Origin of the sequence: Citrobacter sp. CK199 (assembly GCF_030333285.1) — a bacterium.
GTDB classification, from domain to species: Bacteria; Pseudomonadota; Gammaproteobacteria; order Enterobacterales; family Enterobacteriaceae; genus Citrobacter_B; species Citrobacter_B koseri.
The window spans coordinates 439,113-458,143 of record NZ_JAOWGF010000029.1 but is presented as its reverse complement, the minus strand read 5'-3'; the positions used below and the strand labels follow the sequence as shown (position 1 = coordinate 458,143).

The 19,031-nt window shown below is 54.8% G+C and carries 18 protein-coding genes; 9 read left to right on the top strand and 9 right to left on the bottom strand.

The features are described from left to right. Positions 1-17: 17 nt before the first annotated feature. Genes surA through apaH form a run of 5 tightly spaced genes read left to right on the top strand, consistent with a single transcriptional unit; the run spans position 18 to position 4,350 of the window. Positions 18-1,304 (top strand): peptidylprolyl isomerase SurA, encoded by a 1,287-nt coding sequence (gene surA, locus OGX75_RS20485; RefSeq protein WP_047458976.1) that lies wholly within the window; start codon positions 18-20, stop codon positions 1,302-1,304. Continuing rightward, the gene (pdxA, locus tag OGX75_RS20480) at positions 1,304-2,293 is read left to right on the top strand and encodes a 4-hydroxythreonine-4-phosphate dehydrogenase PdxA (protein ID WP_286451549.1); all 990 of its coding nucleotides are present in this window, start codon (positions 1,304-1,306) and stop codon (positions 2,291-2,293) included. Before surA ends, pdxA begins: the two co-directional genes overlap by 1 nt. Further along, positions 2,290-3,111: a 16S rRNA (adenine(1518)-N(6)/adenine(1519)-N(6))-dimethyltransferase RsmA gene (gene rsmA, locus OGX75_RS20475; protein ID WP_286451548.1), complete on the top strand. Its 822-nt coding sequence runs from the start codon at positions 2,290-2,292 to the stop codon at positions 3,109-3,111. Before pdxA ends, rsmA begins: the two co-directional genes overlap by 4 nt. A gap of 2 nt (positions 3,112-3,113) precedes the next feature. Then, positions 3,114-3,491 (top strand): Co2+/Mg2+ efflux facilitator ApaG/CorD, encoded by a 378-nt coding sequence (apaG, locus tag OGX75_RS20470; protein ID WP_012134116.1) that lies wholly within the window; start codon positions 3,114-3,116, stop codon positions 3,489-3,491. A 10-nt stretch (positions 3,492-3,501) separates the two neighbouring features. Further along, positions 3,502-4,350 carry a bis(5'-nucleosyl)-tetraphosphatase (symmetrical) ApaH gene (apaH, locus tag OGX75_RS20465; RefSeq protein ID WP_012134118.1) on the top strand — a complete coding sequence of 283 codons (849 nt, stop codon included), beginning with the start codon at positions 3,502-3,504 and terminating at the stop codon, positions 4,348-4,350. Between the two features lie 116 nt (positions 4,351-4,466). Here apaH and folA read toward each other — a convergent pair whose 3' ends face one another. From folA to OGX75_RS20420, 9 genes are all read right to left on the bottom strand, one after another. After that, positions 4,467-4,946 carry a type 3 dihydrofolate reductase gene (gene folA / locus OGX75_RS20460; RefSeq protein ID WP_012134119.1) on the bottom strand — a complete coding sequence of 160 codons (480 nt, stop codon included), beginning with the start codon at positions 4,944-4,946 and terminating at the stop codon, positions 4,467-4,469. A gap of 266 nt (positions 4,947-5,212) precedes the next feature. Beyond that, positions 5,213-7,075: a glutathione-regulated potassium-efflux system protein KefC gene (gene kefC / locus OGX75_RS20455; protein ID WP_115182001.1), complete on the bottom strand. Its 1,863-nt coding sequence runs from the start codon at positions 7,073-7,075 to the stop codon at positions 5,213-5,215. After that, on the bottom strand, positions 7,068-7,598 hold the full coding sequence (gene kefF / locus OGX75_RS20450; protein WP_047458991.1) for a glutathione-regulated potassium-efflux system oxidoreductase KefF: 531 nt from the start codon (positions 7,596-7,598) through the stop codon (positions 7,068-7,070). Before kefF ends, kefC begins: the two co-directional genes overlap by 8 nt. Before the next feature lie 104 nt (positions 7,599-7,702). Further along, on the bottom strand, positions 7,703-7,936 hold the full coding sequence (locus tag OGX75_RS20445) for a YgdI/YgdR family lipoprotein (RefSeq protein WP_012134122.1): 234 nt from the start codon (positions 7,934-7,936) through the stop codon (positions 7,703-7,705). Between the two features lie 102 nt (positions 7,937-8,038). After that, the gene (locus OGX75_RS20440; RefSeq protein WP_024130715.1) at positions 8,039-9,370 is read right to left on the bottom strand and encodes an MFS transporter; all 1,332 of its coding nucleotides are present in this window, start codon (positions 9,368-9,370) and stop codon (positions 8,039-8,041) included. A gap of 117 nt (positions 9,371-9,487) precedes the next feature. Next, complete coding sequence (gene fixX, locus OGX75_RS20435) at positions 9,488-9,775, bottom strand: ferredoxin-like protein FixX (protein ID WP_071257541.1); 288 nt, start codon at positions 9,773-9,775, stop codon at positions 9,488-9,490. Then, positions 9,772-11,058, bottom strand: coding sequence for an FAD-dependent oxidoreductase (locus OGX75_RS20430; protein ID WP_012134125.1), 1,287 nt, complete (start codon positions 11,056-11,058; stop codon positions 9,772-9,774). The genes fixX and OGX75_RS20430 overlap by 4 nt, the downstream gene beginning before the upstream one ends. Before the next feature lie 61 nt (positions 11,059-11,119). Then, on the bottom strand, positions 11,120-12,061 hold the full coding sequence (locus tag OGX75_RS20425; protein ID WP_110494691.1) for an electron transfer flavoprotein subunit alpha/FixB family protein: 942 nt from the start codon (positions 12,059-12,061) through the stop codon (positions 11,120-11,122). A 15-nt stretch (positions 12,062-12,076) separates the two neighbouring features. After that, positions 12,077-12,847: an electron transfer flavoprotein FixA gene (locus OGX75_RS20420; RefSeq protein ID WP_049008001.1), complete on the bottom strand. Its 771-nt coding sequence runs from the start codon at positions 12,845-12,847 to the stop codon at positions 12,077-12,079. A 480-nt stretch (positions 12,848-13,327) separates the two neighbouring features. Between OGX75_RS20420 and caiT the strand changes: the two genes are divergently transcribed. The 4 genes from caiT to caiC all read left to right on the top strand — a co-directional run bounded on the left by caiT (position 13,328) and on the right by caiC (position 19,026). Further along, on the top strand, positions 13,328-14,845 hold the full coding sequence (gene caiT, locus OGX75_RS20415; protein WP_012134129.1) for an L-carnitine/gamma-butyrobetaine antiporter: 1,518 nt from the start codon (positions 13,328-13,330) through the stop codon (positions 14,843-14,845). A 33-nt stretch (positions 14,846-14,878) separates the two neighbouring features. Continuing rightward, complete coding sequence (gene caiA / locus OGX75_RS20410) at positions 14,879-16,021, top strand: crotonobetainyl-CoA dehydrogenase (RefSeq protein WP_012134130.1); 1,143 nt, start codon at positions 14,879-14,881, stop codon at positions 16,019-16,021. Between the two features lie 168 nt (positions 16,022-16,189). Then, positions 16,190-17,407, top strand: a complete 1,218-nt coding sequence (gene caiB, locus OGX75_RS20405; RefSeq protein ID WP_024130718.1) for an L-carnitine CoA-transferase — start codon at positions 16,190-16,192, stop codon at positions 17,405-17,407. 65 nt (positions 17,408-17,472) lie between these two features. Further along, complete coding sequence (gene caiC / locus OGX75_RS20400) at positions 17,473-19,026, top strand: crotonobetaine/carnitine-CoA ligase (protein ID WP_214143631.1); 1,554 nt, start codon at positions 17,473-17,475, stop codon at positions 19,024-19,026. Positions 19,027-19,031 lie beyond the last annotated feature (5 nt).

Genomic DNA, 19,031 nt, shown 5'->3' with positions numbered 1-19,031 from the left:
ATTGAAATGGAAAAAGTATGAAGAACTGGAAAACGCTGCTTCTCGGTATCGCCATGATCGCGAATACCAGTTTCGCTGCCCCGCAGGTGGTCGATAAAGTCGCAGCCGTCGTCAATAACGGCGTCGTGCTGGAAAGCGACGTTGATGGCTTAATGCAATCAGTAAAACTTAATGCGGGTCAGGCTGGTCAGCAGCTTCCTGATGATGCCACGCTACGTCATCAGATCCTGGAACGTTTGATCATGGATCAAATCGTTCTCCAGATGGGTCAGAAGATGGGGGTGAAAATCTCTGATGAACAGCTGGATCAGGCTATCGCCAATATCGCTAAACAGAACAACATGACGCTGGACCAGATGCGCAGCCGTCTGGCTTACGATGGTCTGAGCTACTCGACCTACCGTAGCCAGATCCGCAAAGAGATGATCATCTCCGAAGTGCGTAACAACGAAGTGCGTCGTCGCGTCACCATCCTGCCGCAGGAAGTGGATGCGCTGGCCCAACAGGTCGGTAACCAGAACGATGCCAGCACAGAGCTGAACCTGAGCCACATTCTGATCCCGCTGCCGGAAAACCCGACGTCGGATCAGGTAAGCGAAGCGGAAGCCCAGGCGCGTTCGATTGTTGATGAAGCGCGTAATGGCAGCGATTTCGGCAAACTGGCGATCACCTACTCCGCCGACCAGCAGGCGCTGAAAGGCGGCCAGATGGGCTGGGGACGTATTCAGGAGCTGCCGGGCATTTTCGCGCAAGCGCTGAGCACGGCGAAAAAAGGCGACATCGTTGGCCCGATTCGTTCCGGCGTTGGCTTCCACATTCTGAAAGTGAACGATCTGCGCGGCCAGAGCCAGAGCATCTCCGTCACTGAAGTTCATGCCCGCCATATTCTGCTGAAACCCTCGCCGATCATGACCGATCAACAGGCGCGCCTGAAACTGGAAGAGATCGCAGCAGACATTAAGAGCGGCAAAACGACCTTTGCTGCCGCAGCGAAAGAGTTTTCACAGGACCCAGGTTCTGCCAACCAGGGCGGCGATCTGGGCTGGGCGGCAGCGGATATTTTCGATCCTGCCTTCCGCGACGCGCTGACCCGCCTCAACAAAGGCCAGATGAGCGCCCCGGTGCACTCCTCCTTTGGCTGGCACCTGATCGAACTGCTGGATACGCGTAACGTTGATAAAACCGACGCGGCGCAGAAAGACAGAGCTTACCGTATGCTGATGAACCGTAAGTTCTCGGAGGAAGCGGCGACCTGGATGCAGGAACAACGCGCCAGCGCTTACGTTAAAATCCTGAGCAATTAATGGCTACTGTTCAACGCGTTGTTATCACTCCCGGCGAACCCGCCGGGATTGGTCCTGACTTAGTCGTTCAGCTCGCACAGCGTGAGTGGCCGGTCGAACTCGTCGTCTGCGCAGATGCCCGTCTGTTAACCGACCGGGCCGCGTTGCTCGGTTTGCCCCTCTCGCTTCTTCCCTACTCGCCAAATCACCCTGCAAAACCGCAATCCGCCGGCACGCTGACCCTGTTGCCGACAGCACTTCGCGCTCCTGTCACCCCAGGTCAACTCTGCGTTGAGAATGGGCAGTATGTGGTGGATACGCTGGCGCGCGCCTGCGACGGTTGTCTGCAAGGGGAATTTGCGGCGCTGATCACCGGTCCGGTTCACAAAGGCGTCATCAATGACGCTGGCGTACCGTTTACCGGACACACGGAATTTTTTGAAGCGCGTTCGCAGGCGAAGAAAGTGGTGATGATGCTGGCCACCGAGGAGCTGCGGGTCGCGCTGGCGACAACGCACCTGCCGTTAAGAGCGGTTGCCGACGCCATTACGCCCGCTTTGCTGCATGAGGTGATCGGCATTCTGCATCATGATTTACGCACGAAATTCGGCCTTGCCGATCCGCATATTCTGGTGTGCGGGCTAAATCCGCATGCGGGTGAAGGCGGCCATATGGGAACCGAAGAGATCGACACGATCGTTCCGGTACTGGATGATCTGCGCGCTCAGGGGATGCGCTTAAGCGGCCCTTTACCCGCCGACACGCTTTTCCAGCCTAAATATCTCGATCATGCCGATGCCGTGCTGGCGATGTACCACGATCAGGGTCTCCCCGTGCTAAAATACCAGGGATTTGGTCGCGGCGTGAATATCACGCTGGGCCTGCCTTTTATTCGAACATCCGTAGACCACGGCACCGCGCTTGAACTGGCGGGTCGGGGGCAAGCGGATGTCGGCAGTTTTATTACGGCGCTTAATCTCGCCATCAAAATGATTGTTAATACCCAATGAATAATCGAGTCCATCAGGGCCACTTAGCCCGTAAACGTTTCGGGCAAAACTTTCTCAACGATCAGTTTGTGATCGACAGTATTGTCTCCGCCATTAACCCGCAAAAGGGTCAGGCAATGGTCGAAATCGGCCCCGGTCTGGCAGCGCTGACGGAGCCTGTCGGCGAACGTCTGGACCAGCTCACGGTGATCGAACTTGACCGCGATCTGGCCGCGCGCCTGCAAACGCACCCGTTTTTGGGGCCGAAACTGACGATTTATCAGCAAGATGCCATGACCATGAACTTTGGCGAGCTGTCTGAAAAGATAGGTCAGCCGCTGCGCGTATTCGGCAACTTGCCCTACAACATCTCCACCCCGTTGATGTTCCACCTCTTTAGCTATACTGATGCCATTGCCGACATGCACTTTATGTTGCAAAAAGAAGTGGTCAATCGTCTGGTTGCAGGGCCGAACAGTAAGGCGTATGGTCGATTAAGCGTCATGGCGCAATATTATTGCCAGGTGATCCCGGTGCTGGAAGTGCCACCATCCGCCTTCACGCCGCCGCCTAAAGTCGATTCCGCCGTTGTGCGCCTGGTGCCTCACACGACGATGCCGTATCCGGTGAAAGACATACGCGTGTTGAGCCGCATCACCACCGAGGCGTTTAACCAGCGTCGTAAAACGATTCGCAACAGCCTCGGCAATCTGTTCAGCGTCGAGGTGCTGACGGAACTGGGCATTGACCCGGCATTGCGAGCGGAAAATATCTCTGTCGCGCAATATTGCCAGATGACGAACTATCTGTCAGAAAACGCGCCTTCGAAGGAGAGTTAAGCATGATCAATTCGCCCCGAGTGTGTATTCAGGTTCAGAGCGTCTACATTGAAGCGCAATCTTCACCTGATGATGAACGTTACGTATTCGCATACACGGTAACCATCCGCAATTTGGGGCGAGCGCCAGTGCAGTTGTTGGGGCGTTATTGGCTGATAACCAATGGTCATGGCCGCGAAACCGAAGTACAGGGCGAAGGTGTGGTTGGCGTGCAACCGCACATCGCGCCCGGAGAAGAGTACCAGTACACCAGCGGCGCCGTTATTGAAACGCCGCTGGGCACCATGCAGGGTCACTACGAAATGATCGATGAAAAAGGCGTCGCCTTTACTATCGATATTCCCGTGTTCCGACTCGCCGTTCCAACACTTATTCATTAAAACTAAAGCAATGGCAACATACCTCATTGGCGACGTTCACGGTTGCTACGACGAACTGATCGCATTGTTACACCAGGTGGAATTTACCCCCGGTTCAGATACCCTGTGGCTTACCGGCGATCTGGTCGCTCGCGGCCCTGGTTCTCTGGAAGTGCTCCGCTACGTGAAATCACTGGGCGACTGCGTGCGTCTGGTGCTTGGCAATCACGATTTACATCTGTTGGCCGTCTTTGCGGGCATTAGCCGCAATAAGCCGAAAGACAGGCTGACTCCGCTGCTGGAAGCGCCAGACGCCGACGAACTGCTCAACTGGCTGCGCCGTCAGCCGCTGTTGCAGGTAGACGAAGAGAAGAAGCTGGTGATGGCGCATGCGGGCATTACGCCGCAGTGGGATTTACAGACAGCGAAAGACTGCGCGCGCGATGTTGAAGCCGTACTGTCGAGCGACTCCTATCCCTTCTTCCTCGACGCGATGTACGGCGATATGCCGAACAACTGGACGCCGGAGCTAACGGGTCTGGCGCGGCTGCGTTTTATCACGAATGCCTTCACCCGTATGCGTTACTGTTTCCCGAACGGCCAACTGGATATGTACAGCAAAGAGTCGCCGGAAAACGCCCCTGCGCCGCTGAAACCCTGGTTCGCCATTCCGGGACCGGTTAGCGAAGCATACAGCATTGTCTTTGGTCACTGGGCGTCGCTGGAAGGTAAAGGGACGCCGGAAGGCATTTATGGTCTGGATACCGGCTGCTGCTGGGGCGGGGATTTAACCTGCCTGCGTTGGGAAGATAAGCGCTACTTCGTGCAGCCGTCGAATCGTCATCTTGATTCAGGCAAAGGAGAGGCGGTAAACGCCTGAGCGTTATTTTGTAGGCCGGATAAGGCATTTACGCCGCTATCCGGCATTCACGCCACATTATTGCCTGATGGCGCTTCGCTTATCAGGCCTACAAATCCGCATTACAACATGCCGGATTAACGACGTTCCAGAATCTCGAAGCAGTAGCTGTGAGAATTCTGCTCATCGGCGTCGTGGAACTCGCTGAAGACCGATTCCCAGTCATCCGGTTCGTAGTCCGGGAAATGGGTGTCCCCTTCCACTTCGGCATCAATATGCGTCAGATACAGTTTCTGCGCTTTCGGCAAGAACTGTTCGTACACGCGTCCGCCGCCAATCACCATAATCTCTGGCGCATCGCCGCAGGCGGCAATCGCTTCATCGACCGATTTCACCCACTGCACGCGATCGTCAGTGCCAGGCTGGCTGCTGATGACGATGTTTTTACGCCCTGGCAGCGGTCGTCCGATGGATTCCCAGGTATGGCGCCCCATAACCACAGGCTTGTTTAAGGTGTTACGTTTAAACCAGGCGAGATCGGCAGGCAGGTTCCACGGCATGGCGTTTTCCATGCCGATAACGCGATCTACCGCTAACGCCGCAATCAGACTGATCATTGAATATTTCCTGGATACAAAAAATTGTCGCCACTATACGGAAAGAGCAATCTTTCGTCGACTAACGAAAAGAGGAATAGCACGAAAATTTTCCGTTCTGCTGGCAACCCGACTTATTTAAAGCGGTGTCAGCCCGCAGGCCGCCATCAGGCCCAATGCCGGATGGCGGCATAAATGCCTTATCCGGCCTACGATGGTTTGTAGGCCCGGTAAGCGCAGCGCCACCGGGCAAATTGCCGGATGGCGGCGTAAACGCCTTACCTGGCCTACGTTGACGGTTTCACTTCCGGCTCATCATCTGCATCCCCCGTATGTTTACCTTCATCCGTGCCTTGCCAGCCGTGGCGTTGAATTAACGATAAATGTTCACGGTCTTCAGTAATAATCTCGCTCAACATAGCGCTGGTGCGTTTATAGACAGCCGCGCGGGACGTTGGATCGTTTTCCCCTTTCGCCATCTCTTCCACCATCTGCGTATTAAAACGACGGAACAGATCGGCACGCTCGCGCGCCTCGTAGCGTCCCAGCCCTAATTTCTCCAGCGCCTGACGCCCTGTTTTTAACGCGCCTTCAAATGTTTCACGCTCCGGCATCTCAACACCGGCCTGTCGCAGACGGATGTAGTGATCGACATCGCGGGCGCGGGCAATAATTTGCAGGTCGGGGAAATGGGCTTTTACCATTTCTGTCAGTTGTAAACTGGTTTGCGGATCGTCAATCGCGTTGATCAGCACTTCCGCTTTTGCCGCACCGGCGGACTCCAGCAGATCCATGCGCGTCGCGTCACCGTAAAAGACCTTCATGCCAAATTTGCGCAGCGTTTCAATATGATCCGGGTCATGGTCGAGAACCACCATTTTTACTCCGCTCGACAGCAGCAAACGCCCCGTAATCTGCCCAAAACGGCCAAATCCGGCGATGATCACGCGCGGTTGCTCCGCATCGATCTCATCCGCTTCACGCGCTTCGCCGATTGCGGATTTTTCCAGACGGCTCAGGAGCACCAGAAAAATGGGCGTCGCCGCCATTGAGAGCGCAACGGTGAGCGTCAACGCCTTCGCCCATTCCGGGTCGAGTACATTGGCCATTTGCGCCGCGCCGAATACCACAAAGGCAAACTCACTCCCCTGCCCTAATAATACGGCAAACCAGAGACGTTGCTTATTCGGCACCCGTAGCGGCCTGGCGACAAGCCACAGCATTACCGTTTTAATTACCAGGAAACCGACCAGCAGGATAAGAATGCGTAACGGATTATCGATCAGCGTGCCAAAGTCGATAGACATGCCGACGCCGATAAAGAACAGCCCCAGCAGCAGCCCTTTAAACGGTTCTATGTCGCTTTCCAGCGCATGCCGGTATTCCGAGCTTGCCAGCAACACGCCCGCCAGAAACGCCCCCATCGCCATCGACAGCCCCACTTCTTCCAGCAGCAAGCCGAAGCCAAAGACCAGAAACAAGGCCACGGCGCTGAACACTTCACGCAAACCGGAACGCGCGACAAAACGCAACGCCGGGCGCGTGACATAGCGCCCTAACAGCACCACCAGCGCCAGCGCCCCTGCCACTTTTAACGCAGACAGTGCAAAGACGCCCAGCGTCGTTGAAGCGCTGCTGGCGGCCAGTAAGGGGATCATCGCCACCAGTGGAATAGCGGCAATATCCTGAAACAGCAGCACGGCGAATGTGCTACGGCCCATTTGCGAGACGGTCAGGTTACGCTCATCCATCGCCTGCATCGCAATCGCCGTGGAAGAGAGCGCCAGCGTCATGCCGATCAGCTCCGCCACCTGCCAGCGCAGACCGAGGAACATACAGAACAGGCCAATCAACCCACCGCATACCACCATCTGCAACGCGCCGCCGCCAAAAACCGACGCACGCAATTTCCACAAACGCTGCGGGTCCAGCTCCAGCCCAATCACAAACAGCATCAGCACCACGCCAATTTCGGCGAAATGAAGAATAGCTTCAGCGTCCGTCACCAGACGCAGCCCCCACGGGCCGATAATACACCCGGCAATGAGGTAGCCCAGCACCGACCCTAAGCCCAGCCGGACGGCAATCGGCACAATCAGCGCGGCCGATCCCAGATAAATCAGCGCCTGTATCAGCGTATGGCTATCCATGATTTGCCTCCTGCCACGCCAGCAAACGTTGCTTGTAGTGGCGCGCCTGCGCCTGGAGCGTTTCGTCATCACAGACAAACGTACAGTGCATCGCAAAAGGCGGCAGCCAGTTGAGCCCACAATAGAGCGCGGTAGCCTGTAACGGCTGCGAGAGCACGTCAAAGCCCGGATAGGCGCCAATAGCGAAGTGGCTTTCGCCTCCGCCGGTCGTCACGGCCCACATCAGATCTTTGCCCCGGAGCGCCGTGCCGCCATGCCCGTAGGCCCAGCCATGCGCGAGGACTTTGTCCATCCAGAGTTTGAGTAAAGGGGGAACGCTGTACCACTGCATTGGATGCTGCCAGATGATAAGACGCGCGCGCGCCAGCGCCTGCTGCTCGGCGGCAACATCAATATTGAAGTCAGGATAAAGCTGATAGAGCGAACGAATTTCGACGCCATCCAGCGTCCTTGCCTGTTCCAGCATCCGTTTATTCGCATGCGAGTGCTGCGGATACGGATGGGCATAAATAATGAGGATCATGAAGTAGCCTGTTATTTTACATCTCTGTTTTATCACAGAGTGTAGTCAGTAATTTAACAGGCTAATAGTGAATATTATTGAGCAGCTAAATGGATAAAACTGAATTAATTATCCAGTTCGCTCATGTTCTTCACCTGATCGCGGTTGATCTGTTCCGTTTTACCGGTTTCTGCGTTTTTGTAGGACACCAGTCCGGTATCATCATCGACCTGTGGTTTACCATCGGTGACGATCGTTTTGCCGTCGGTGGTTTTTATGGCCTGGTTTGATGAACAGCCCGCTACGGTAAATACCGTCGCAGCGGCAAAAAGAGACGCAATAAGAAGTTGTTTTTGCATGGTGTTCTCCCTGCTTTTCAGTCATTTTCAGTGGCATACCCATTAACTATAGACTAACTGACTGACCTTAAAAGAAAATACAGAACACTCTGAAGATATCCCCTAGCACAGGGGCTTGTTGCGAATCGTCATACTGCTCGTCTGGGCAAGCGTCAGTCCACGCGTCTCCGGCGCAAAGGCGATGGAAATAAGCAGACCGATAAGTGAAATTCCCGCCCCCATCAGCATGACGTAGCTGATCCCATATCTGGTGATGAAGATCGGCAGCGCCCACGTTGAAAGGATGGTGCCAATTCGACTCAGGGACATAATGACGCCCACGGCAGACGCGCGAATATCCGTCGGGAACAGCTCATTCGGGTAGAGCCACTGAAGGTTCCCCGGGCCGCCGGAGAAAAAGGCGTACACCGCAAAGGCCGCAACCACCAGCCAGATCCCCATTTCTGGGATCAACCCCAGCACAGCCAGCGCCAGCGTCATCATAACAAAGCTGCCGATCAGCAATGGCCGTCGCCCTATGCTGTTCAGCCAGTACATCGGCGGAATACAGCCCAGCATAAAGAACAAACTGATCACCACATTACCCAGCGCCGCGCTTTTCCCGACGCCCAGCCCCAGCAGGCCGACAATCTGCGGGCCAAAGGTATAGATGGCGAACATCGGGATGACCTGGCAGGTCCAGATGGCGGCGACAAACAAAACAAACGGGAAGTGACGGCGATTAAACAGCTGTAAGAAGCGCGTCTCCTGGGGCGGTTCTTCATCGAACGCCACCGGCTCGCCAAACAGTTTAATCATCATCTCCTCACACTCTTTCACCCGCCCCTTACGCAACAGCCAGCGCGGTGATTCGGGAAGATCGAAGCGCCCGATCAGGATCATAATGCAGGGAATTGCCGCGCTCCCCAGCATCCAGCGCCATCCGCCCGCCACATCGTACAACCAGTAGCCGACCAGGTCGGCGCAGGTGGCGCCGACGTACCACATCGCGGCAATAAAACTGATCGAGAAGGCGCGCTGGCGGGTGTTGGAAAACTCGGTAATCATCGAGGTGGCGATAGGATAATCCGCGCCAATCACCACCCCAATCAGCACGCGCATGACGAGCAACTCCATCGGCGATGAGACAAACATCGTCGCTACCGATATCACCCCAATGGCGATGATATCGATGAGGAACATTTTACGTCGCCCCACTTTGTCTGAGATATAGCCGAACAGCGACGTACCGACAAACAGCCCGGCCAACGTGCCTGCCCCCAGCAATCCCAGCCACTGCGCATCCAGCTTCAGCGCAGGCGTGAGCTGCTCCAGCGCCACGCCAATCATGACCAGTACGTAACCGTCCAGGAACGGCCCGCCGCTTCCCCACAGCATAATTCTGCGGTGAATAGAGGAGAATTTAATGTCGTCAAAGTTCCTGGGCTGCTGCATAGCCGCGTCCTGTTTTGTTTTCACTTGATGCCTGATGGCGCTACGCTTATCAGGCCTACGAATCACGTATTTTGTAGGCCGGATAAGACGCATCAGCGACGCCATCCGGCATCAACCTCAGCCGTAGCGAAATTCCACGCCAAAGGTGCCGCGCGGGTATTCCCATTTCTCCAGCGCCGTCCCCAACCCGAGAATTCGACAGGTGCCGCACTCCAGGCACCCGGCGTAATCAAAACGTACGCTGCCGTCGTCCTGCTGTTTATACAACCCGGCCGGACACGCCTTGATCAGCACCTCCAGCGCCTGCTTATCCGGTTCGGTTTTCAGGATGATGTGCGGATTGTCTTCATCCACATTGAATTTATTGACGCCCAGTTTGACGTCCACATTGACGGGAGAAGTCATAATACGGTCACTCCTTTGATGCCATCCTTCATCAGGTTGATGAAGCCCACTTTCTTCGCGTGGCGCAGGATTTTTTTACGCACAGGGACGGGAGCGCTGCCATCGACGGTAAACAGATCGCGGGCAATGCCCACCGCCATTTCAGGGTAGCGCGTGAACATACGCGGGTTGTCCAGAAACGCCGGTAAGCGCTGGTACATACGCATATCCCGCATCGGCCCGTTGTCGAGATGCTGTCGATATTCCGCCAGCCCCTGTCGGCTGAAATCGTTGCTCTGCATGGCCGAAAGTACGGTCTTCGCCGCCGCTTCCCCTGCCGCGACGGCCAGGTCCATACCGCGAATCGTAAAACCGAGGTTCATACACATACCGGCGGCGTCACCGGCAATCAGCACGCCGTCGCCCACCAGCTCCGGCTGCATATTCATTCCCGCTTCCGGGACGACGTGCGCGGCGTACTCCAGCAGTTTTCCGCCCGCAATCAGCGGCGCCACCGCCGGATGCTGTTTAAAATCTTCCAGCATTTGTGGAACCGACTTTTTCGCCTCTTTCAGATGATGCAGACCGCAAACCAGCCCCAAAGAGAGGGTCGTTTTATTGGTATAGAGGAAGCCGCCGCCCATCAGACCGTCGGTCGGAGAACCGGCAAACAGACAGGCCGCGCCTTCATTTCCCTGTAATCCGAAGCGATCCACAATGACCGATTCAGGCAACTCAATTAACTCTTTTACGCCTACCGCGACATGGGCGGCATCTACACGTTTCGCCATTCCCAGTTTTTCCGCCAACAGCGAGTTCACGCCATCAGCGAGAATGACCGTTTTCGCTTCAATAACGTCGCCATCCGCCTCAACGCCCACCACTTTGCCGTCGCGCTGAACAAGATTATCCACGCGGATGCCGGTTATCAGCTGCGCGCCCGCCTCTTCAGCCTGTTCCATCAGCCAGGCGTCAAATTTACTGCGCAATACGGAATAAGAGACCTGCGAAGGCGCGGCATCCTCGCCATTGACGTAATCCACCGCCATCGCCCCTTTTTCGGTCATAAAAGCGAGTTTTTCATGGGTGATCACGCGTTCAACCGGGGCATGTTCAGCAAAACCGGGGATAATGCGCTCCAGACTGTGCGCGTAGATGCGCCCGCCGGTGACATTCTTCGCGCCAGCGGAATTGCCGCGCTCAATAACCAGCACCTGCGCCCCTTCACGGGCGAGCACCAGCGCCGCGACGGAACCCGCCAGCCCGGCCCCCACGATGATGGCATCAAAGATATCTTCGGACATAAGAACTCCAGATTTACCTGTCAGCGGCAGGGCCGATACCCACAAGCCCTGCCCGAGTGGATCAGCGTGCTAAAGCGCTCGTAAGCGCAGGCAGAATCTTCATCACATCGCCGACAATGCCGTAATCAGCGTATTGAAATATCGGCGCATTTTTATCTTTGTTGATGGCGCAGATGGTTTGTGAACCGTTCGCGCCCACCATGTGCTGGATCTGCCCGGAAATGCCCACCGCGAGGTAAAGCTCTGGTTTAAGCATCAGGTTGGAGATGCCGACATAACGCTCGTGCTCCATCCATTTTTCGTTTTCCGCCACCGGACGAGAACACGCCAGTTCCGCGCCTATGGCCTGACACAGCGCCTGGGCCAGCGAGATATTCTCTTTGCTGCCGATGCCGCGCCCGACGCTGACCACCAGTCGCGCTTTATCAAGATCGACCGTGTTGCTCTGGCGCGCCTGCGTTGCGGTGCGCGTTACGACGACATCTGGCGACTGCCACTGCACGTCATGCGACTCGCCGTGGCGGGACGCGTCCGCCTGTTGCGCCTCGAACGTGCCGCTGCCGACGGTGATCACCGCATACGGTGATGTAATGGTCTCTTCGCCAATCGCCAGCCCGCCGTAGACCATATGCCGGACGGTCGCATGGCCCTCCTGCTGCGTTACCGCACTGGCGTCGTTAGAGACGGCCGCCGCGAGACGAAATCCCAGCTTTGCCGCCAGCAGTTTGCCACGGCGGGTATTAGGCAGCAGCACCAGACCCGAATCCCCCTGCTGGCGAATCGTCTGTGCCATCACCCCGGCGTAATCTTCCACCATGCGGTCGTCCGGTTTACCGCGTAAATGCCAGATGTGATTCGCCCCCAGCTGGCGTGCCGTCTCGCCCTCGGCGTCGTGCTGCACAAACGCATGAATCTGCTCGCCTGAAGCCAGTGCGCCGCTCATCAGCTCCGGCAGACGAGAAGGGGTATCGCTGAATACCCAGACATGAGAAAACGTGTTCATAATATCCCCCGGTAATTAAATGATTTTGCGCAGATGTTCGGCGAACGCGGCGATCTGTTCTTCACCATCGCCTTCAATAACAATGCGCTGACGCTCGCGTTGTTTCGGTGCGGCGACCTTCTGGACGGAGTACGCGTCTGGCGCACTGAAACCAATATCCGCCGCAGACCAGACCTGCACCGGTTTTTTCGCCGCGCCCAGAATCGCTTTCATCGACGGGATCTGCGGAGCGTTAATGTCTGTGGAGACCGCCACCACCGCAGGCAGGGGAATACTCAGGGTTTCAATTTCATCTTCCAGTTCACGCTCAACGGTAAGCGCACTTTCCGTCAGGGAGAGGATTTTGCTCACGCCGTTGATGGCCGGAATGTTCAGCGTTTCACCCACCAACAGGCTGACCTGCTGGGCATAAAGGTCGGAGGAACCGTCGCCGCAAACGATCAGATCAAAGCCCGATTTTTGCGCGGCGGCGGCAAGCGCTGCGGCGGTGCGTTGCGGCAAAGCCTGTTCAAACTGGTCGTCTATCACCACGACCAGTTCATCTGGCCCACGGGAAAGCACATCTTTACGCCCTTTGGCGTTGGTCAGCGCCTTGCCGCCTACACTCATGGCAATCACCTGGGCATCGCTTGCCTGCTGCTTTAACTGGCAGGCAGCTTCAATCGCATTCAGATCGTACTGACTGATTTTGGCATCCGCTTTGCTGATATCTAATGAACCATCGGCATTATTGATCGCAATATCCTGCTCATCAGGCACGCACTTGTAACAAGTAATTATCTTCATTGCATCTCCAGAAATCATGAAGGAAACGTCATCCATATCGGCGGTGTTAAATACAGATATCACGCTCTTTAATTCGGAAATAAAACTTTAATCACCAATATTGAAAATGTCACACGCTGATATTTACAACTTTCAATATTGTTAAGCACTTCACTAATATTGAACAGCACCCGTAGAACATAAAAATTTTCAATATTGCTTGATGGATCACCAATATTGAATGAGAGATGCGCGCAATTCGACCAAAATACATCACATCCAATTGTTTTAAATTGATTTTATTTGAAAGTAAGGGTCAAAAACACCAGACAAAAAAGTGTGATCAACATAACGGATTACCGCAAAATGAATACCCATTATGAGTTACTCGCCAAAGCGACTCTGAGGTCTAACTGTCATCAGATTATTACTAAGAAAAATAAACAAAATATAACAAACGGGAACGTAACATAAATTTCGTTTTGACACTGGAATTGACTCATGAAAAATGAAAAGAGAAAGTCCGGGATTGAACCTAAGGTTTTTTTCCCGCCGTTAATAATTGTAGGGATACTTTGTTGGCTAACCGTCAGAGATCTCGACGCTGCGAATATTGTTATTAATGCCGTCTTCAGTTATGTCACAAATATCTGGGGTTGGGCATTTGAATGGTACATGGTGGTGATGCTTTTTGGCTGGTTCTGGCTGGTCTTCGGCCCTTACGCTAAAAAAAGATTAGGTGATGAACCGCCTGAATTCAGCACCGCCAGCTGGATTTTCATGATGTTCGCCTCCTGCACTTCCGCCGCCGTGCTGTTCTGGGGCTCAATCGAAATTTATTATTACATCTCGACGCCGCCCTTTGCTCTGGCACCTGGCTCCAACGGCGCCAAAGAGATCGGCCTCGCCTACAGCCTGTTTCACTGGGGGCCGTTACCGTGGGCGACTTACAGCTTCCTCTCCGTCGCGTTCGCCTACTTCTTTTTTGTTCGCAAAATGGACGTGATTCGTCCCAGCTCAACGCTGGTGCCTTTAGTGGGCGAGAAACACGCGAAAGGGTTATTCGGTACTATTGTCGATAACTTCTATCTGGTGGCGCTGATCTTCGCGATGGGCACCAGCCTCGGTCTGGCGACGCCGCTGGTGACAGAGTGTATGCAGTATCTGTTCGGCATCCCTCATACGCTGGAACTGGACGCCATCATCATTACCTGCTGGATCGTTCTGAACGCCATTTGCGTGGCCTGCGGCCTGCAAAAAGGGGTGAAAATCGCCAGTGACGTGCGTAGCTATCTCAGCTTCCTGATGCTCGGCTGGGTGTTTATCGTCAGCGGCGCCAGCTTCATCATGAACTACTTCACCGATTCCGTCGGTATGCTGTTGATGTATCTGCCACGCATGTTGTTCTACACCGATGCGATCGGCAAAGGCGGCTTCCCGCAGGGCTGGACCGTTTTCTACTGGGCATGGTGGGTCATTTACGCCATCCAGATGAGTATCTTCCTCGCGCGTATTTCCCGCGGCCGTACCGTGCGTGAACTGTGCTTTGGGATGGTGCTCGGCCTGACCGCCTCCACCTGGATTCTGTGGACCGTTCTTGGCAGCAACACCCTGCTGCTGATGGATAAAAATATCCTCAATATTCCACAACTGATCGAACAGCACGGCGTGGCGCGCGCCATCATCGAAACCTGGGCCGCACTACCATTCAGCACGGCTACGATGTGGGGATTCTTCATCCTCTGCTTTATCGCCACCGTCACGCTGATTAACGCCTGCTCCTACACGCTGGCCATGTCCACCTGCCGCGAAGTGCGCGACGGTGAAGAGCCGCCGCTGCTGGTACGTATCGGCTGGTCGGTGCTGGTTGGCGTTATCGGCATCGTCCTGTTAGCGCTCGGCGGGTTAAAACCCATTCAAACCGCGATTATCGCCGGAGGATGCCCGCTGTTCTTCGTCAACATCATGGTAACGCTCTCCTTTATCAAAGACGCCAAAGTGCACTGGAAAGATAAATAAACTCAATAAACTCCTTACAAATGAGGCTGGAAGATGGATTTTAATTTGAATGACGAGCAGGAACTGTTTGTCGCCGGTATTCGTGAACTGATGGCCAGTGAGAACTGGGAAGCCTACTTTGCCGAGTGCGATCGCGACAGCGTCTACCCGGAACGTTTTGTGAAAGCGTTGGCGGATATGGGCATCGACAGCCTGTTGATCCCGGAAGAACACGGCGGGCTGGAAGCAGGTTTCGTCACCGTTGCCGCCGTATGGATGGAACTGGGGCGTCTGGGCGCGCCAACTTACGTGTTGTACCAATTGCCGGGAGGTTTTAACACTTTCCTGCGTGAAGGGACCCAGGAGCAAATTGATAAAATCATGGCGTTCCAGGGAACCGGCAAGCAGATGTGGAACTCGGCGATCACCGAACCGGGAGCGGGATCGGATGTTGGCAGTTTAAAAACTACCTATACCCGTAAAAATGGTAAGGTTTATCTTAACGGCAGCAAGTGTTTCATCACCAGTAGCGCCTACACCCCCTACATCGTGGTGATGGCACGGGACGGCGCCTCCCCGGACAAACCGATTTATACCGAATGGTTTGTCGATATGAGCAAACCCGGCATCAAGGTTAACAAACTTGAGAAGCTCGGCCTGCGCATGGACAGCTGCTGTGAAATCAATTTTGACGATGTTGAGCTGGACGAAAAAGACATGTTCGGCCGGGAAGGTAATGGCTTTAACCGCGTAAAAGAAGAGTTCGACCACGAACGTTTCCTGGTGGCTTTAACCAACTACGGTACGGCGATGTGCGCGTTCGAAGACGCTGCGCGTTACGCCAATCAGCGCGTGCAGTTTGGCGAGACGATCGGCCGCTTCCAGCTGATTCAGGAGAAGTTCGCGCATATGGCGATCAAATTAAACTCCATGAAAAACATGCTGCTGGAAGCCGCGTGGAAAGCGGATAACGGCACCATCACCTCGGGCGATGCCGCGATGTGTAAATACTTCTGCGCCAACGCCGCGTTTGACGTGGTAGACAGCGCCATGCAGGTATTGGGCGGCGTCGGGATTGCGGGCAACCACCGCATTACGCGTTTCTGGCGTGACCTGCGCGTTGACCGCGTCTCCGGCGGCTCTGACGAAATGCAGATCCTGACGCTCGGCCGCGCCGTGCTGAAGCAATACCGTTAAACATTGCCCGGTGGCGGGCCTACAAACCATCCGGCAATTTGCCCGGTGGCGCTACGCTTACCGGGCCTACAAACATCGTAGGCCAGATAAGGCGTTTACGCCGCCATCCGGCAACATGCCCGGTGGCGCTGCGCTTGCCGGGCCTACAAAAAATGCAGGAATTTATTTATGAACCGTTTACCGATGCCCACTTTCGGGCCGCTCGCCGGATTGCGGGTCGTGTTCTCCGGGATTGAAATCGCCGGGCCGTTCGCCGGACAAATGTTCGCAGAGTGGGGCGCGGAAGTGATCTGGATTGAAAACGTCGCCTGGGCCGATACCATTCGCGTCCAGCCGAACTATCCGCAGCTTTCACGCCGAAACTTGCATGCCCTCTCCCTAAACATCTTCAAAGATGAAGGTCGGGAAGCGTTTCTGAAACTCATGGAAACCACTGACATCTTCATTGAAGCCAGCAAAGGCCCGGCGTTTGCCCGTCGCGGAATTACCGATGACGTGCTGTGGGAACACAACCCCAAACTGGTGATCGCCCACCTTTCCGGTTTCGGTCAGTACGGCACGGAGGAGTACACCAACCTCCCGGCTTACAACACCATCGCCCAGGCCTTTAGCGGCTACCTGATTCAGAACGGCGATGTCGATCAACCCATGCCCGCGTTCCCGTATACGGCGGACTATTTTTCCGGGATGACCGCCACCACCGCCGCGCTGGCGGCTTTGCACAGAGTGCGTGAAACCGGCAAAGGCGAAAGCATTGATGTGGCGATGTATGAAGTGATGCTGCGCATGGGTCAGTACTTCATGATGGATTACTTCAACGGCGGCGAAATTTGCCCGCGCATGACCAAAGGCAAAGACCCCTACTACGCCGGATGCGGGCTGTATAAATGCGCAGACGGTTACATCGTGATGGAGCTGGTCGGCATTACGCAGATCAACGAGTGCTTTAAGGATATCGGTCTGGCGCACATTCTGGGTACGCCAGAGGTGCCGGAAGGCACCCAGCTTATCCATCGCGTTGAGTGCCCTTACGGGCCGTTAGTCGAGGAAAAACTGGATGCGTGGCTGGCAACCCGTTCCATCGCCGACGTGCAAGCACGTTTCGCCGAGCTGAATATCGCCTGCGCGAAAGTGCTGACCATTCCAGAACTGGAAAGCAACCCGCAGTACGTCGCCCGCGAATCCATTACCGAGTGGCACACGATGGATGGCCGTACCTGTAAAGGGCCAAACATCATGCCGAAATTCAAAAACAACCCAGGGAAAATCTGGCGTGGCATGCCGTCGCATGGCATGGACACCGCCGCCATTCTAAAAAACATCGGTTACAACGAAGCAGATATACAGGAACTGGTCAGCAAGGGTCTGGCCAAAGTTGAGGATTAAACGCAAAGCGCTAACCGGTTTATCCGGTTAGCGCGCATGCCTATTTTCGAACGGATAACAGTGCAATGGATATCGTTGGCGGACAAAACTTACGTCAGATGTGGGACGACCTGGCCGAGGTATACGGAAATAAAACGGCGCTTATTTTTGAATCCAGCGAAGGCGTTGTCCGGCAATTCAGCTACGCGTCGCTGAATGAAGAGATCAACCGCACGGCGAACCTTTTCCTCGCCTCAGGCATTCAGAAAGGCGATAACGTCGCGCTGCATCTGGATAACTGCCCGGAGTTCTTTTTCTGCTGGTTTGGTCTGGCCAAAATTGGCGCCATCATGGTGCCGATCAATGCCAGGCTCCTGCGCGAAGAGAGCGCCTGGATTTTACAAAACAGCCGCGCGCAGCTCATCGTCACCAGCGCTGAATTTTATCCGATGTATCGCCAGATACTGCTTGAGGACGATACCCTGCTCAATCATATCTGTCTGATTGGCGAAAATGCGCCCGTTGAAGATAACGTTAGCCATTTTTCTCAACTGAAAGACCAGCAGCCTGCCACATTGTGCTATGCGCCGCCGTTATCCACTGACGACACGGCGGAGATTCTGTTTACTTCTGGCACCACCTCGCGGCCAAAAGGCGTGGTCATTACCCATTACAACCTGCGTTTTGCGGGTTACTACTCCTCCTGGCAGTGTGCGCTGCGTGAAGATGACGTCTATCTGACGGTGATGCCCGCCTTTCATATTGACTGTCAGTGTACTGCGGCAATGGCGGCATTCTCCGCAGGCAGCACCTTTGTGCTGATCGAAAAATACAGCGCCCGCGCGTTCTGGGGACAGGTACGAAAGTATCGCGCCACCGTCACGGAATGTATTCCGATGATGATCAGGACGCTGATGGTGCAGCCCGCTTCCCCGGAAGAGAGGCAGCATTGTCTGCGCGAAGTGATGTTCTATCTCAACCTTTCCGTGCAGGAAAAAGACGCTTTTATTGCACGTTTCGGCGTCCGGCTGCTGACCTCTTACGGGATGACGGAAACCATTGTCGGCATTATTGGCGATCGTCCCGGCGATAAACGGCGCTGGCCATCTATTGGTCGCCCTGGATTTTGCTATGAGGCGGACATCCGCGATGAGCAGAACCGCTCGCTGCCCGCCGGAGAAATCGGTGAAATCTGTATTAAAGGCGTGCCGGGAAAAACCCTCTTTAAAGAGTATTACGCCAGGCCGGAAGCCACCGCCAAAGCGCTGGAAGCCAACGGCTGGCTGCATACCGGTGATTCCGGCTATCGGGATGAGGAGGGATTTTTCTATTTCGTTGACAGGCGTTGCAACATGATTAAACGCGGCGGCGAAAATGTCTCCTGCATCGAACTGGAAAACATTATTTCGGCTCATCCCAAAATTCAGGACATCGTCGTTATTGGTATTCACGATTCGATCCGCGATGAAGCCATTAAAGCCTTTGTGGTGCTTAATGAAGGTGAAACATTAACGGAAGAGGAGTTTTTCGCTTTCTGTGAACAGAATATGGCGAAATTCAAAGTCCCCTCTTTTCTTGAGATAAGAAATGATCTGCCCCGAAACTGTTCAGGAAAAATAATTAAAAAGAACCTGAAATAAGCATT

Coding starts and splice junctions, on each gene's coding strand:
- OGX75_RS20440 (WP_024130715.1), bottom strand. CDS start 9,370: ATGCAGCAGCCCAGGAACTTTGACGACATTAAATTCTCCTCTATTCAC.
- fixX (WP_071257541.1), bottom strand. CDS start 9,775: ATGACTTCTCCCGTCAATGTGGACGTCAAACTGGGCGTCAATAAATTC.
- rsmA (WP_286451548.1), top strand. CDS start 2,290: ATGAATAATCGAGTCCATCAGGGCCACTTAGCCCGTAAACGTTTCGGG.
- caiB (WP_024130718.1), top strand. CDS start 16,190: ATGAACCGTTTACCGATGCCCACTTTCGGGCCGCTCGCCGGATTGCGG.
- OGX75_RS20420 (WP_049008001.1), bottom strand. CDS start 12,847: ATGAAGATAATTACTTGTTACAAGTGCGTGCCTGATGAGCAGGATATT.
- caiC (WP_214143631.1), top strand. CDS start 17,473: ATGGATATCGTTGGCGGACAAAACTTACGTCAGATGTGGGACGACCTG.
- pdxA (WP_286451549.1), top strand. CDS start 1,304: ATGGCTACTGTTCAACGCGTTGTTATCACTCCCGGCGAACCCGCCGGG.
- apaG (WP_012134116.1), top strand. CDS start 3,114: ATGATCAATTCGCCCCGAGTGTGTATTCAGGTTCAGAGCGTCTACATT.
- kefF (WP_047458991.1), bottom strand. CDS start 7,598: ATGATCCTCATTATTTATGCCCATCCGTATCCGCAGCACTCGCATGCG.
- apaH (WP_012134118.1), top strand. CDS start 3,502: ATGGCAACATACCTCATTGGCGACGTTCACGGTTGCTACGACGAACTG.
- OGX75_RS20425 (WP_110494691.1), bottom strand. CDS start 12,061: ATGAACACGTTTTCTCATGTCTGGGTATTCAGCGATACCCCTTCTCGT.
- kefC (WP_115182001.1), bottom strand. CDS start 7,075: ATGGATAGCCATACGCTGATACAGGCGCTGATTTATCTGGGATCGGCC.
- OGX75_RS20430 (WP_012134125.1), bottom strand. CDS start 11,058: ATGTCCGAAGATATCTTTGATGCCATCATCGTGGGGGCCGGGCTGGCG.
- OGX75_RS20445 (WP_012134122.1), bottom strand. CDS start 7,936: ATGCAAAAACAACTTCTTATTGCGTCTCTTTTTGCCGCTGCGACGGTA.
- caiT (WP_012134129.1), top strand. CDS start 13,328: ATGAAAAATGAAAAGAGAAAGTCCGGGATTGAACCTAAGGTTTTTTTC.
- caiA (WP_012134130.1), top strand. CDS start 14,879: ATGGATTTTAATTTGAATGACGAGCAGGAACTGTTTGTCGCCGGTATT.
- surA (WP_047458976.1), top strand. CDS start 18: ATGAAGAACTGGAAAACGCTGCTTCTCGGTATCGCCATGATCGCGAAT.
- folA (WP_012134119.1), bottom strand. CDS start 4,946: ATGATCAGTCTGATTGCGGCGTTAGCGGTAGATCGCGTTATCGGCATG.